This window comes from Thermogymnomonas acidicola JCM 13583 (assembly GCF_001316105.1).
GTDB lineage: Archaea > Thermoplasmatota > Thermoplasmata > Thermoplasmatales > Thermoplasmataceae > Thermogymnomonas > Thermogymnomonas acidicola.
Genome location: NZ_BBCP01000001.1, coordinates 193,097 through 205,376 on the forward strand (window position 1 = coordinate 193,097; position 12,280 = coordinate 205,376).

Consider the following 12,280-nt stretch of genomic DNA (forward strand, 5'->3'; position numbering starts at 1 on the left):
TATGTCCCTCACCTATTATGAGATCGCGGTAATCGCCTTCACATCCCTGGTATTCCTGGGCCTCCTCCTTATAAGCGTCGTCAGGGGGGGCAGGGATGACCACAGGCCAGGGAATTACAGCCCACACGTCACGGTCATAGTGCCGTGCAGGGGGGGTAAGGACCTAACGCTGGAGAGAAACCTGAGGTCGCTCGTATCCCAGGACTACGGGGGGGACTACAGGGTTATTGCCGTTGTGGACTCCCTGGATGACCCGGCTGTTGAGACGATAAGGAGGGTGGGCCTGGAACTCATGGTGTCGGATGCCAGGTGCGAGGCCTGCAGCGGGAAGGTCAGGGCAATAGCCACGGTTCTGGAGAGGGTGAGGTCAGAGGTTTATGTGTTCGCTGATTCAGATGCTGAGATGCCACCCAACTGGCTCCGGGACCTGGTGGCACCTCTGGGGGACAGTGAAACCGGCCTCTCAACCACTTTCCCCCCCATCTTCTACCCTATGGGCGGCTTCTGGTCGCATGTGAAGATGGCCTGGGGCCTTGTGGGCATGGGCCTCATGGAATCCAGGATAACGAGGTTCGGATGGGGGCGGTTCACTTGCGTTCAGGTCCGAGATAATGGGGGCAGAGGGAGCTTGAGTTCTTCAAGTCAGGTGTCTCTGACGATATAGCGATAACGAAGATATGCAAGGCAAAGGGCCTGAAGTTGGCCTACGTTAAGTCCGCGACCCCCCCCAGGGTGAACTCTGACGACGACTTCTCCACATTCATAGAGTGGTCGAACAGGGAGACGGCCCTATCGATATCTGCGAGCAGCAAGATATTCACCTACGGCATCACGTTCTACATTTCACACCTTTTCCTGATAGCCATGGCTGCGGTCCTCTCCATCTACATCTCCCCCCCTGCCTTCGTTATCCTGCTCCTGCCCATTTCGATAACGATAGCGAGGAACTGCCAGAGGGCTGGGAGGAGGGACCCACTGTTCGTACTGTGCAACCTCCTCGTACTCCCTGTCTATACCTACAACCTCGTCAAGGGCAGGCTGATGAAGGAGATCGTGTGGAGGGGGGGGAGGAAGTACAGGCTCATATCGCCGGACTTCCAGTGAACCTATCGAACCTATTTATATCGTGTGCAGATTCAAGGTTATGGAAAGAGGATCTGCACCCAGGCTCTTTGGCACAAACGGCATAAGAGGCGTACCGAACAGGGACCTCACGGTGGAGTTCGCGCAGAGCATCGGGAAGAGCATAGGCACGTTCTTCAGGGCACGGGAAGTGGCCATGGGCCGCGACACGAGGCTCTCAGGCCAAATGATCATGGGTGCAGTCCAGTCTGGCCTGAACTCAACGGGGGGGACAGACACCGTGGACCTGGGCATCCTCCCGACACCAGCCCTGCAGTACTACTGCAAGAACACTGGCATGCCCGGCGTCATGATAACGGCCTCACACAACCCGCCGCAGTACAACGGGATAAAGTGCATAGATTCCGACGGCTCTGAACTGGCCAGGGAGAAGGAGAGGGAGATAGAGGTCATACACCACTCGGGCCAGTTCCACTCCGCAGACTGGAACTCTGTGGGGGGGAGGAACAGGTGGGACAGCACGGCGGAGGAACTGTACGTGAGGGGGGGGTGGCGTCCAGGGTATCTGTGGACAGGATCAGGGCCTCTGCCTTCAGGGTGGCGCTGGACACGGGCAACGGTGCATCTTATAGGACGAGCCCTGAACTACTGTCCAGGTACGGGGGGGCATCGGTCACGACCCTGAACTCCAACCCTGATGGCCTCTTCACGGCCAGGCCCTCGGAGCCAGTGGAGGCCAACCTGAAGGCCCTCATAAGCACCGTAAGGTCAGGCGGGTATGACCTCGGTGTGGCACATGACGGTGACGCTGACAGGTGCGTCTTCGTGGACGAGAGGGGGGGGCAGTTCGTTGATGGCGACAGGTCACTTGCCCTCATCGTCAGGCACACAGCCAGGAACGGAGACGTCGTTGTGACGCCGGTCAGCACCTCTGATGCCATAGAGGAGGTCTGCTCCGAGGTGGGGGGGCCAGGGTTGTGAGGACGGTAGTTGGCGCTCCCGTGGTAATCAGGACGATGATCGAGACAGGTGCAAGGGTTGGTGGCGAGGAGAACGGTGGCGTCATATTCGGGCCGCACCAGTACTGCCGGGACGGTGCGATGACAATGTCGCTCGTCCTGGACCTGATGGCGCGCACCGGCAGGAAGCTGTCCGAGCTCCTGAAGGAGGTACCGGAGTACCACATGTTCAAGGCATCGGTCGAGAGGAAGAAGCCATGGGAGGAGGTCCTGCCACTGGTCCTGAAGTACGCAGAGGGCAGGAAGGTGGACAGGACAGACGGGGGGGTGAAGGTTTTCCACGAGAACGGCTGGGTGCTGCTGAGGCCCTCTGGCACGGAGGCCATAATAAGGATCTACGCGCAGTCCAGGGACAGGGGGGGATACGCCAGGGAGCTCGGGGGGGAAGAATACAGGGAGTTCCTGGAGGGTGCACAGCTGCGCTAGCCCAGCGACCTCCAGGCATCTGAGAACCTCTTGACCGCTGTGTAGTTCCCGAGCACGCCGAATGCCAGGAGGAGGACTGTGACGGGCGTTATCTGGAAGTACCAGGCATACCGCACCGGGTACACTATCTCAACCACCGTCACCACAATTATTAAGACGAGCCTGTCAGCCCTCCCCATTATTCCAGAGTAGTTCCTGCCGAGGCCAAGGGCCTGGGACTGGGTGCCATGTAGCTCGTCATCAGGACACCCTCCATCCCGAAGAGCCCGAGGCAACGTTGCGAGGTGCTGAAGGCCAGGCCAGCCAGTATGAATATGTCGCTGAACCTGTCTATCACGTGGTCAAGGAGATCCCCTCTCTTCGATGCCACGCCCTTCATCCTGGCCAGTTTGCCGTCGAGGGCGTCGAACAGGGAGGCCAAGGCCACGGCCACAAGCGAAGCGATGAGGTATGGCCTCAGGGATAGGTAGTAGCAGGCCCCCGGCAATTCCTGAGAGCGCCAGGGAAGAAACGGTGAGCTGCGATGGGCTGGCGCGGTAGAATGCCCTGGCTATTGGCTCGATGAACCTGTCGGCCTTCGGTCTGTACGTGTCTAGAGCCATCCGCTAAGGTATCTGTCCCTGTAATTAAGTGATTGCTAGCCTGGATGCGATGGAGAGTATCGTCCCAGCCACAGCGTCAGGGTCCTTGCCCTCGGCGTTTATCCTGAATATCCTTGTGGCCGGGAGGCGTTCCAGGGCCTCCTGGAAGTATATGTCTGCCCTCTGCGTCTCCAGGTTCTCCTCTATCTTCCCCCCCTCTGAGTAGCCCCCCCTCTCCTCCATCCTCCTCCTCAGGGTGTCTTCGCTCACCTCCAGGATGAAGACGGCGGAGCACGGCAGGAGGTGGGAGTAGTGCGACTCCACGAACCTGTAAGGCAGCCTGGCGCATGATAGGAGGTCGATGTCTACCTCGTCACCGTTCACGAACCCCCCCATTTCCCGCGCAAGCTCGTTCAGGGATGCGCAGCTCACCCCCCATAGAGAGCAGCACCCGGCATACCGTGGTCTTGCCGGCACCCGGGGGGGCCCTGTTATGCACATCATACCACTCCCTCCACCAGCGCTTTCCACCTCACCGTCTACCTTCTGGCATTGTGCCCGGCATGCACCCCATGGTTCCCGGGGGGGCCACATTAGAGGGCACTCATACGAGTCCCTCGAGCTCCAGCGGTTCCGTGAGGTGCCTCCTGGCACACACGGGCACCTGGAAGCGTGTCCCTCTGAGATCTCTCTTCACCACCGCGTATTCCGGCAGGTCTGAACGGGTACCGCACTCCTGGCACCTGTAATCGAACCTCCCCCCCTTGCTCTTCATTCTCCTCCCGCAAGATCTGCACGCAGGCGCCTCCCTCTCAAAGGTCAGTGCTGTAGCTTCTACGTATAATTTCTCAAGGTTGAGGGTGCCCCCCCTGCTGAATGAGCCTGTGACCGTCACAGAGTCCCCTGGCATGAGGCCCCCTTACAGTGTCCCTGAACTCCTTGGTGGGCTCATACGCGGCTAGGTCTATCTCCTGACCCCCCCTGTAGACCGCCCTGACGAAAACGTGCGATCCCCCCTCTCTGTCCTTGGCCTTCCGGAGATGCGCACGGTGATCCTGTAGGAGTGCATGTCCTCCAGCCTCTCCGGCCCCCCCTCTATGAGGTGGTCATCGGTACCCTGGTTGCTCATGAATGTCAGGTAGCCGTGCGCATCCAGCATCCCGGATGCCCTGCTGGCCAGCGAGGCAAGGGATTCCGGGTCCGTCCCCCCCTCACGCCCAGCACCACAGGGGGGGTGATTGGGGCCGGGAACAGGGCCACGTGACCGTTCCTCCTGTCGATGTTGTTGAACGTCCCCCCCCGGGTTCCCTCGGCCATCTCCCCCCCTATCCGCCACATCACCCCCCCCTTTGGCGTCTCTGGTGCCCTCGGCTCCCTGTACACGAGGGCCTCGAAGGTATGCCTCTCTCCCGGCCAGGCGATTGATGCAGACGCACCTATTATGCCCCCCCTCCCGTTGCCGAACTCGGCCCACCGGGCCCCCCCAAGGTGCCTGAGGTGGTTCCTGATCTCGTCGGTATCCACGACGTCCTTGACCGCCCTCCAGTACAGCTCCTCCGGGAGCCTGTCACTGGATATCACAATGCCGGGGTTTGTCCCCCCCTCGTCCCTTTCATGCAGGCGCTCCACCACCTCAGCTGCCTCCTCCAGCACGCTTTCCCTGTACACCCTCTCACCATCAGTACATGATTATGGGCTCGCCCCCTCCACGTCCCTATCAACTTGCCGCTGCCACCTGGCAGGCCGAGCTCCACCGAGAGTGCCCCCCCGTTCCCCCCCCTTGTCTTGTACGGTATCTCCGGGTTCAGCCGCACGAGCCTCGGGTACGAGAGGGGGCACCAGGTCGACCTCCCTCAGCACGCTAAGGAGGGTAAAGGTGGTGCACATGCCCTTCCTGGAGTCCGTGTCGTCTATTCCGAGGTGCATCCTACCTCCCGAACCTCCTCTTCCTGGCCTGGTAGGAGAGTATGGCCCTCAGGAAGTCCGTCTTCTTGAACTCCGGCCAGTACACGTCGGAAAAGTACAGTTCGGAATATGCAGACTGCCACAGAAGGAAGTTGGAGATCCTCTCCTCGCCGCTGGTCCTGAGGATCAGGTCCGGGTCCGGTATGGACCGTCGTAGAGGTACTGGCGGAACATCTCCTCGTTTATCTCATCCGGCTCCAGCTCGCCTTCCCTGACCTTCCTGGCTATCTTCCTTATGGCGTTTATGATCTCCTCCCTCCCACCATAGCCGATGGCAAGGTTGAACCTGAACTCATCGTACCCGTTCGTGGCCTCCTCCACCTTCCTGATGGTCTCCTGTAGGTACTCAGGCAGCCTCCTGATCTCACCTATGACCTTTACCCTGATCTTGTTCCTGTGGACGCGCTCATCCTTCATGAGGTCTATGAAGGCCCTGTTAATGAGGGAGAAGAGGAATTCCACCTCATCCGGGCTCCTGGCGAAGTTCTCAGTGGAAAAGCCGTAGACAGTCACGATCCTCACGCCCACCTCCATGCACCACTCAAGCACCTCCTCCAGCTTCTCCTTCCCCCCCCTCAGGTGGCCCTCGTTCTCGGATATCCCCCCACGCTCCTGGCGTAGCGCCTGTTGCCGTCGGTTATGATGCCTATGTGCCTGGGTACAGGGTTCTTCCTGACGTCCTCCAGCAGGATCTTCTCGTAGATCTCGCTTGTAATGGAACCTATCCTCTCGGCTATTCCCATCTCATCCACTCTAGAACTCCTGCACTACCTATGGTTGAATGCAAGCCCTCTTAATAATTTCAACCTTTCCTCGCGAGTATGTGGTACATGTCCTCCCTGGGGGGGGAGTACCCGTGCACCTTCCTCTTCTCCAGGATCTGGCAGCCGGCCTCCCTGAACCTCTCCATTGTAAGGTATAGTGTGTCCAGGTCGCATATCCTGTAATAGAACACCTTGCCACCTTCCCTGAGCACAGAGAGGCCAACGTCCAGGAACTCATCCGGGCTGTGGGGCAGGTTCATAATGACAGAGTCGAATGGCCCGCGCCCCCCGCCACAACTTCCCTTGCATCTCCCAGCACGGGCTCAACCCTTCCCAGGAGCCTGTTGGCCTCTATGTTCCTTCTCATGAGCCAATGGCATCGCTGTTTATGTCCACAGCTGTGACGCTGCACCTCCTGTACCTGGCTATCGTTATGGAGAAAGGCCCGATGCCAGCGAACATGTCCAGCACCCTCTCGCCGTCGGCGACCCTGTTGCACACCCTCATCCTCTCCGTTGCAAGCCTTGGCGAGAAGTATACTTTCTCAACATCGACGAAGAGCCTTATCCCGTTCTCCCTGTGCTCTGTCAGCGTGTGGTAGCTGCCTGCCAGGAAGCTCAGCCTCCGCCTCCTCTCTGTGCCGGATATGCCAGCATCGTGGAAGACTGCGCTCACGTGGCTGTTTGAGGCCAGTATGGAGGAGGCGATCTCCCTGGCCCTCTCAACGTCCCTGACCTTCACTATGGCTATGTCCCCCCCTACCACGTCAAACGATGACCTGAAGGGCCTGGGCCTCTCCCTGGCCTCCTCCTCCACTTCCCTCTCCACAACCTCTCCCGGGGGGGGTCATGGCCTGGCCTCAGAGGTATGAGGACAAAGTCTCCCTCGTGGGCCACCCTGTGTGTCCTGTCCATCCAACCCTGGCGCTTCCCCCCCTCGGTTATCGCCTCCTGTGCCATTTGCTTTTGCACTTTTAGGAACCTCAAGTGCCCATCCTCCTGAGGATGATGGAAGCGTTCCTGATAGTATCGGCAGCCAGCCTTGTTGAGAACCCGGGTATTGTGGCTATCTTGTCTATGCCAGCCGAGGCTACCTTCTCAACCGTGTCAAGGCCCGCCATCTTGAGCCTCCTCGCCCTGACCCTGCCCACGCCCCTTATTACCGTGAGGGCAAGGATGTCCTCCCTAACGCCTTCGCTTATCCTCCTGTAGAGGACCTGGTGCTCGTGGGCACTCTCCCTCTTTATGATGGTGGAGAGTTTCCAGAGGGAGTAGGCCATCCACTCTGCGGAGGACGCACAGCTCTGCACATCGCCAGGCCCGATGGCGTAGGTGTTGCATATCTGCCTCATGGGGACCTCCTCTATCCAGTCCCTCAGCACCAGCGCGGTCTTGGCCGCCTTCAGCGCGGTATCATCGTACGACCTGTAACTGCACTCCTCGAGGAAGGACCAGAGCGTGTCGACCTCGCTTTCAAAGTACCTGAGGGTCTGCATGTCCCTCGTGAGCGAAATGGCCAGCAGGCCCTGTCCACAGAGGTCGTGCCTGCAAGGTATTCCCTGAGCACCACAGCACTCTCCGGGTCAATGTAAAGGTCAGAGACCTCCTTTCCGAACTGGGTGGGCCTGTAGCCATCATCCCACTCCCTTATGAAGCCCTCCCTCTCTAGGAAGTCAAGGGCGGCCGGTATTATGGGCCTGACCCTTTCGATGCCGGACTGGAGTGAGTAAAGGTTGAGGAGTAATAGGCCTCTATCTTTTCCAGTGTGTTGGCTAGGCGGCTGGAAACGAGGGCCAGGCAGTTGAACCTTACCCTCTCCGGGTCGCCGAAGGACGAGACCACTGGCTCTGTTTCCCCCCCGGTCAGGTAGGCCCTGGCCCTGTCGTACCCGGCGGGAGTCGTGGCGAATATGATGGCGTATCCCTGTGTATCGTATCCTGGCCTGCCGGCCCTGCCCAGCATCTGCTGCACCTCGATCGATGGTATGTACTCCGTGTGACCATCGGTGAACCTCGTGGTATCCCTGACAATAACCGCCCTGGCCGGCAGGTTCACGCCTGCGGCGAGTGTTGGGGGTGGCCACTATCACGTCCAGCTGCCTCTCCCTGAACATCTTCTCTATGAGTGCCCTCTGCTCCAGTGAGAGGCCGGCGTGGTGGTATGCCACCCCCTTCCTCATGAGGTCGAACAGGTCCTCCTGATACATGCCATCATCGTCGTAGTCCTCGTCTATTTCGGTCTCCCTGCTGCTGGCGTCGGCCAGCACCCTCGCAGTCTCCTCAGCCCGCCTCCTGGAGTTGACGAATATGAGCACCTGGCCGCCACCGCTCACGAACTTCCACACCAGCCCCCCCCAGAGGTCGTTGCCCTTCGGCAGGTTCTCGATGGACTGGTCATCGTATATTATCCTTCCCCCCCTGTAATATATGCCCCCCCTCCTCAGCTTCACCGGACGGAAGTCACTCACAACGCTCCTGGCGCCGAGCCACTTCGCAATCTCCCCCCCGTAATTGGAAACCGTTGCTGACAGGGCCACAACCCTCAGGTCAGGGTTCACCAGCCTTGCACCCGTGAGCACGTTCTCAAGTACCGGCCCCCTCTTCCTCTCGCCTATAAGGTGCACCTCGTCGGCCACGATCAGGCCCACGTCCTGGAAGACATCAGGGTCGTGGTGCAGGAACGAGTCTGCCTTCTCACCCGTCATCACGACAACATCGTTCTCCCTTATCACTGAGGGAGGGCTGTCGTAGTCCCCCCCAACCGATATGCTCACCCTCATGCCCAGCGACCTCAAACGCTTCATCTCGTCGAACTTCTCCGAGGCCAGGGCCTTCAGAGGGACTATGTATATTGACTTCATCCCTCTGGCGAAGGTGTCGAGGATCGCTGAATAGGCCACCAGTGTCTTTCCCGCGGCGGTAGGAACGCTAAGGAGGACGTTGTGCCCACTGCGGAAATCCTCAATGGCCTCCTCCTGGTGCCCGTACAGTTCGAAGTCCCTGCCACCGAAGAGGTCTAGAAACTCACCGGGGTGGCCCAGATCGCTGACCCTCATCGAACGGTCAATGCTTGACTTTTCATAATGTTTGTGAGCCTTTTAAACAAGTTCAGCATCCACAAGCATGCCCTCCAGGCCTGCTGTGCACGTCAACATGGCGATGAGCCTCAACGGATACATATCCGGACCGGGAGGTAGGCGAGCAAACATATCAAGCGACGAGGACTGGAAGAGGGTTATGCAGCTCAGGGGGGGAGCGTTGATGCCATAATCGTGGGCGTGAACACAGTGATCTCGGACGACCCGGAGCTGGTGCCCAGGGGGGGACAGGGTGTACCGAGGCTGCCGGTCAGGGCGGTGATCGATCCGCACCTGAGGACGCCGGCAGGCTCAAGGATCACCAGGGGGGGCAGTGCCAGGACGATCATATTCTCAGAGAGGCCGGGTGAGGTGGAAGGGGGGGCGACGGTGGTGCACATGCCTCAGGGTGTCAGTGTCCGCTCTGTCCTCTCCTTCATGCACTCGCAGGGATTCAGGTCAGTGCTCCTGGAGGGCGGCAGGAAGACCGTTTCGTCATTCCTGAGGGAAGGCGTGGTCGATACCTTCACACTCTTCCTCTCCTACCTGGTGCTCCCCCCCGATGGTGGGACAAGGTTATTCTCGACGGACACTGAAATCTCCGGCCTTGTTACCTCATCACGGCTCATGGAGGGTGGCGTCCTGCTCCAGATAGACCCCGGGGGGGCCGCTGCCAGGGCCATTCTGTGACCACGGTCCTGTGAATGGCGGACGGTGTGTGCATAAAGTTAAACAGAGCCAGAGACATGCGATACCAGCATGTCAGACGGTGCTTCTGCCGGGATAGACCAGAGGGAACGCGGTTTCCTGCGCCTTGAATGGGCCAGGGAACACATGCCTGTGATGGCGAAGGTCAGGGAATCGTTCCAGAGGGAAAGGCCCTTCAGGGGGGGCATGAAGGTTGCAATGGCACTCCACGTGGAGGCCAAGACTGGAATACTTGCACTCCTCTTCAGGGAGGGGGGGGTGCGGACGTCAGGCTAGCATCCTGCAACCCACTGAGCACAGACGATTCCGTTGTGGCATCCCTGAAAGAGGACTTCGGCCTGTCAGTGTATGCCAGGAGAGGGGAGACGAACGAGGAGTACTACGATTACCTTAACAGGGTTCTCGACATAGGGCCAGACATAGTGGTGGACGACGGCGGTGACCTCGTCCGGCTGCTGCACACGGAAAGGAAGGACATTGATACCGTCATCGGAGGGAACGAGGAAACGACCACCGGAGTGGTGAGGCTCAGGGCCATGGAGAAGAACGGCGTCCTGAGGTTCCCCCCCATGTTCGATGTGAACGACGCAATGATGAAGCACTTCTTCGACAACAGGTACGGAACTGGCCAGAGCACGCTGGACGGCATAATGAACGCCACGAACCTGGTCATAGCCGGGAAAGATGTGGTGGTGGCAGGCTATGGTTTCTGTGGCAAGGGCATTGCCATGAGGATGAGGGGGGGCATGGGCGCCTCGGTGACCGTGACTGAGATAGACCCTGTCAAGGCCGTTGAGGCCATCATGGATGGGTTCAGGGTGGAGAGAATGTCACAGGCGCTGAGGCATGCTGACATTGTGGTTACCGCTACAGGTATGAAGAACGTTGTCCGCTACGACGACCTCCTCCAGGCCAAGCCAGGCCTCATACTTGCCAACTCAGGCCACTTCAACAACGAGATAGAGGTGGACGTCCTGGTGAGTAGGAGCATGGAGAGGAGGAGGGTGCGCGACCATGTTGACATGTTCAGGCTCGAGAACGGCAACAGGGTGTACCTGATATCTGAGGGCAGGCTAGTGAACCTGGCGGCGGGGGGGCAGGGGGGGCACCCCCCCGCGGAGATCATGGACATGAGCTTCGCCATACAGGCCCTCACGGCCAGGTACCTTGCAGAGAACCACCACAGGCTGGAGAGGCGTGTCTACCGGTGCCCAGGGAGATAGACATGGAGGTGGCCAGGCTCAAGCTGGAGAGCATGGGTGTTGAGATAGACAGGCTTGACAGTGAGCAGGAGAGGTACGCGGAGTCCTGGGAGGAGGGCACATGAGCACCGGCAGGTCTGTGATCCTCATAGTCTTTGACGGCCTTGGCGACAGGCCGAACCCTGCCCTGGGGGGGAACAGGACAGCTCTCCAGGCCGCGTACAGGCCCAACCTGAACAGGATGGCAAGGCTCGGCATTACGGGTCTCCTTGACACAGTCTCTCCCGGAGTTGTGGCCGGTTCCGACACATCGCACCTCTCCCTGCTTGGCTACGACCCAAGGAGGTACTACACGGGCAGGGGGGCCCCTTCGAGGCCATGGGCCTCGGCATTGAGGTCAGGCCCGGTGACATTGCCTTCAGGGCCAACTTTGCCACAAGGGAAGGCGGCACGATCACGGACAGGAGGGCAGGTAGGATATCATCCGGCACAGAAGAGCTGTCGGAGGTGCTCAACAGGGAGATCGATGGCGTTGAGTTCATATTCCGCCCCCCCGGTGTTGAGCACAGGGGGGGCGCACTGGTCATGAGGGGTGAAGGCCTCTCAGACGCGCTTTCAGATTCAGACCCTCACGACGTGGGAAAGCCACCGAGGGAGGTGGTGGCCCTGGATAAGGGGGGGCGGAGAGGACGGCATCCGTCCTGAACAGGTACCTTAAGGAGGCCAGGGAGGCGCTCGAAAGGCATCCGGTGAATGTGAGGAGGAGGTCTGAGGGAAAGGGCCCCGCAAATGAACTGCTCGTCAGGGGGGGAGCAGGGAGGGTGCCAGACCTGCCACCTTTCAGGCAGGTACACGGCTTCAGCGGGGGGGCCTGCATCGCGGGCATACCCATGATCACGGGCATATGTGCACTCCTGGGCATGGAGGTCATAAAGGTGGAGGGCGCCACGGGTTCACTGTACACAAACGTGGACGGCAAGATCGCCGCAGCGGTGGAGGCCAGCAGGAGGCACAGGTTCGTGATAGTGAACATAAAGGGCACTGACGTCGCAGGCCATGACAGGAACCCTGTGGAGAAGAAGGGTGTCATCGAGAGGGCGGACAGGGCCATGGGCAGGATCCTGGAGGTGGCAGACAGGGCTGTCATAGCGGTCACAGGCGATCACAGCACACCGTGCAGCACAGGTGAGCACTCCGGGGACCCTGTGCCCCTCCTCGTTTTTCCCCCCCGGACGGGAGGAGGGACTCCGTGATGTCATTCGACGAGGTGTCCGTGGCAAGGGGTGCGCTGAGGCTAAGGGGCACGGAACTTATCGAGTACCTGAAGCAGGCCGCCGGGCTTTCCGAGAAGTACGGGGCCTGAGCGGGATACATTTAAATATTTTCAGCTTGTTATCTGTCTGACAAACGCATGACCATGGAGGACGGGAGGAAGAGGAGTCCGTATGGCCTCGGCA

17 protein-coding genes and 4 pseudogenes are annotated in these 12,280 nt (G+C 59.6%); 9 read left to right on the forward strand and 12 right to left on the reverse strand.

Annotated features, from left to right (window positions below):
- Position 1 precedes the first annotated feature (1 nt).
- From JCM13583_RS01360 to JCM13583_RS11765, 5 genes are read left to right on the forward strand one after another with little or no spacing between them, the layout of a single operon-like run.
- Positions 2–664: a glycosyltransferase family 2 protein gene (locus JCM13583_RS01360; RefSeq protein ID WP_075056389.1), complete on the forward strand. Its 663-nt coding sequence runs from the start codon at positions 2–4 to the stop codon at positions 662–664.
- A 35-nt stretch (positions 665–699) separates the two neighbouring features.
- Positions 700–1,104, forward strand: coding sequence for a hypothetical protein (locus tag JCM13583_RS01365; protein WP_075056390.1), 405 nt, complete (start codon positions 700–702; stop codon positions 1,102–1,104).
- A 40-nt stretch (positions 1,105–1,144) separates the two neighbouring features.
- Positions 1,145–1,768, forward strand: coding sequence for a hypothetical protein (locus JCM13583_RS11755; protein ID WP_162509168.1), 624 nt, complete (start codon positions 1,145–1,147; stop codon positions 1,766–1,768).
- The gene (locus tag JCM13583_RS11760; RefSeq protein ID WP_171823328.1) at positions 1,681–2,064 is read left to right on the forward strand and encodes a hypothetical protein; all 384 of its coding nucleotides are present in this window, start codon (positions 1,681–1,683) and stop codon (positions 2,062–2,064) included. The genes JCM13583_RS11755 and JCM13583_RS11760 overlap by 88 nt, the downstream gene beginning before the upstream one ends.
- On the forward strand, positions 2,061–2,528 hold the full coding sequence (locus JCM13583_RS11765; protein WP_171823329.1) for a hypothetical protein: 468 nt from the start codon (positions 2,061–2,063) through the stop codon (positions 2,526–2,528). Before JCM13583_RS11760 ends, JCM13583_RS11765 begins: the two co-directional genes overlap by 4 nt.
- On the opposite strand, the pseudogene JCM13583_RS01375 reads toward JCM13583_RS11765, so the two are convergent.
- The 12 genes and pseudogenes from JCM13583_RS01375 to JCM13583_RS01420 form a co-directional block, all read right to left on the reverse strand.
- Positions 2,525–3,130: pseudogene (locus JCM13583_RS01375) on the reverse strand (CDP-alcohol phosphatidyltransferase family protein). The gene JCM13583_RS11765 and the pseudogene JCM13583_RS01375 overlap by 4 nt on opposite strands.
- A gap of 24 nt (positions 3,131–3,154) precedes the next feature.
- The gene (locus JCM13583_RS01380) at positions 3,155–3,541 is read right to left on the reverse strand and encodes an adenylate kinase (protein WP_162509171.1); all 387 of its coding nucleotides are present in this window, start codon (positions 3,539–3,541) and stop codon (positions 3,155–3,157) included.
- A 172-nt stretch (positions 3,542–3,713) separates the two neighbouring features.
- Positions 3,714–4,019, reverse strand: a complete 306-nt coding sequence (locus JCM13583_RS01385) for a hypothetical protein (protein WP_075056392.1) — start codon at positions 4,017–4,019, stop codon at positions 3,714–3,716.
- Between the two features lie 54 nt (positions 4,020–4,073).
- On the reverse strand, positions 4,074–4,268 hold the full coding sequence (locus tag JCM13583_RS01390; RefSeq protein WP_075056393.1) for a hypothetical protein: 195 nt from the start codon (positions 4,266–4,268) through the stop codon (positions 4,074–4,076).
- The gene (locus JCM13583_RS01395) at positions 4,244–4,777 is read right to left on the reverse strand and encodes a DUF1743 domain-containing protein (protein WP_075056394.1); all 534 of its coding nucleotides are present in this window, start codon (positions 4,775–4,777) and stop codon (positions 4,244–4,246) included. Before JCM13583_RS01395 ends, JCM13583_RS01390 begins: the two co-directional genes overlap by 25 nt.
- A 21-nt stretch (positions 4,778–4,798) precedes the next feature.
- Positions 4,799–5,035, reverse strand: coding sequence for a hypothetical protein (locus JCM13583_RS01400; RefSeq protein ID WP_075056395.1), 237 nt, complete (start codon positions 5,033–5,035; stop codon positions 4,799–4,801).
- Position 5,036: 1 nt separating this feature from the next.
- Positions 5,037–5,817 (reverse strand): annotated as a pseudogene (gene uppS, locus JCM13583_RS01405) (di-trans,poly-cis-decaprenylcistransferase).
- A gap of 59 nt (positions 5,818–5,876) precedes the next feature.
- Positions 5,877–6,098 (reverse strand): hypothetical protein, encoded by a 222-nt coding sequence (locus tag JCM13583_RS01410; RefSeq protein WP_075056396.1) that lies wholly within the window; start codon positions 6,096–6,098, stop codon positions 5,877–5,879.
- A gap of 103 nt (positions 6,099–6,201) precedes the next feature.
- Complete coding sequence (locus tag JCM13583_RS01415) at positions 6,202–6,666, reverse strand: hypothetical protein (RefSeq protein WP_075056397.1); 465 nt, start codon at positions 6,664–6,666, stop codon at positions 6,202–6,204.
- Positions 6,597–6,797, reverse strand: a complete 201-nt coding sequence (locus JCM13583_RS13520) for a hypothetical protein (protein ID WP_171823330.1) — start codon at positions 6,795–6,797, stop codon at positions 6,597–6,599. Before JCM13583_RS13520 ends, JCM13583_RS01415 begins: the two co-directional genes overlap by 70 nt.
- 23 nt (positions 6,798–6,820) lie before the next feature.
- Positions 6,821–7,333: a hypothetical protein gene (locus JCM13583_RS11770; RefSeq protein ID WP_162509172.1), complete on the reverse strand. Its 513-nt coding sequence runs from the start codon at positions 7,331–7,333 to the stop codon at positions 6,821–6,823.
- Positions 7,240–8,892: a DEAD/DEAH box helicase gene (locus JCM13583_RS01420; RefSeq protein WP_162509173.1), complete on the reverse strand. Its 1,653-nt coding sequence runs from the start codon at positions 8,890–8,892 to the stop codon at positions 7,240–7,242. The genes JCM13583_RS11770 and JCM13583_RS01420 overlap by 94 nt, the downstream gene beginning before the upstream one ends.
- Positions 8,893–8,959: 67 nt before the next feature.
- On the opposite strand from JCM13583_RS01420, the gene JCM13583_RS13525 reads away from it, so the two are divergent.
- The 4 genes and pseudogenes from JCM13583_RS13525 (at position 8,960) to JCM13583_RS01435 (ending at position 12,186) form a co-directional block, all read left to right on the forward strand.
- Positions 8,960–9,106, forward strand: coding sequence for a hypothetical protein (locus tag JCM13583_RS13525; protein ID WP_171823331.1), 147 nt, complete (start codon positions 8,960–8,962; stop codon positions 9,104–9,106).
- Between the two features lie 2 nt (positions 9,107–9,108).
- On the forward strand, positions 9,109–9,603 hold the full coding sequence (locus tag JCM13583_RS01425) for a dihydrofolate reductase family protein (protein ID WP_075056398.1): 495 nt from the start codon (positions 9,109–9,111) through the stop codon (positions 9,601–9,603).
- A 144-nt stretch (positions 9,604–9,747) separates the two neighbouring features.
- Positions 9,748–10,948: pseudogene (locus JCM13583_RS01430) on the forward strand (adenosylhomocysteinase).
- Positions 10,945–12,186 (forward strand): annotated as a pseudogene (locus JCM13583_RS01435) (2,3-bisphosphoglycerate-independent phosphoglycerate mutase). The pseudogenes JCM13583_RS01430 and JCM13583_RS01435 overlap by 4 nt, the downstream one beginning before the upstream one ends.
- The last annotated feature ends 94 nt before the right edge of the window (positions 12,187–12,280 follow it).

Excerpts from the sequence above, each read along its gene's own strand:
- JCM13583_RS01360 (WP_075056389.1), top strand. The coding sequence starts at position 2 with ATGTCCCTCACCTATTATGAGATCGCGGTAATCGCCTTCACATCCCTG.
- JCM13583_RS11755 (WP_162509168.1), top strand. The coding sequence starts at position 1,145 with ATGGAAAGAGGATCTGCACCCAGGCTCTTTGGCACAAACGGCATAAGA.
- JCM13583_RS01385 (WP_075056392.1), bottom strand. The coding sequence starts at position 4,019 with ATGCCAGGGGACTCTGTGACGGTCACAGGCTCATTCAGCAGGGGGGGC.
- JCM13583_RS01390 (WP_075056393.1), bottom strand. The coding sequence starts at position 4,268 with ATGCTGGATGCGCACGGCTACCTGACATTCATGAGCAACCAGGGTACC.
- JCM13583_RS01400 (WP_075056395.1), bottom strand. The coding sequence starts at position 5,035 with ATGCACCTCGGAATAGACGACACGGACTCCAGGAAGGGCATGTGCACC.
- JCM13583_RS01410 (WP_075056396.1), bottom strand. The coding sequence starts at position 6,098 with ATGAACCTGCCCCACAGCCCGGATGAGTTCCTGGACGTTGGCCTCTCT.
- JCM13583_RS13520 (WP_171823330.1), bottom strand. The coding sequence starts at position 6,797 with ATGGCACAGGAGGCGATAACCGAGGGGGGGAAGCGCCAGGGTTGGATG.
- JCM13583_RS11770 (WP_162509172.1), bottom strand. The coding sequence starts at position 7,333 with ATGCAGACCCTCAGGTACTTTGAAAGCGAGGTCGACACGCTCTGGTCC.
- JCM13583_RS01420 (WP_162509173.1), bottom strand. The coding sequence starts at position 8,892 with ATGAGGGTCAGCGATCTGGGCCACCCCGGTGAGTTTCTAGACCTCTTC.
- JCM13583_RS13525 (WP_171823331.1), top strand. The coding sequence starts at position 8,960 with ATGCCCTCCAGGCCTGCTGTGCACGTCAACATGGCGATGAGCCTCAAC.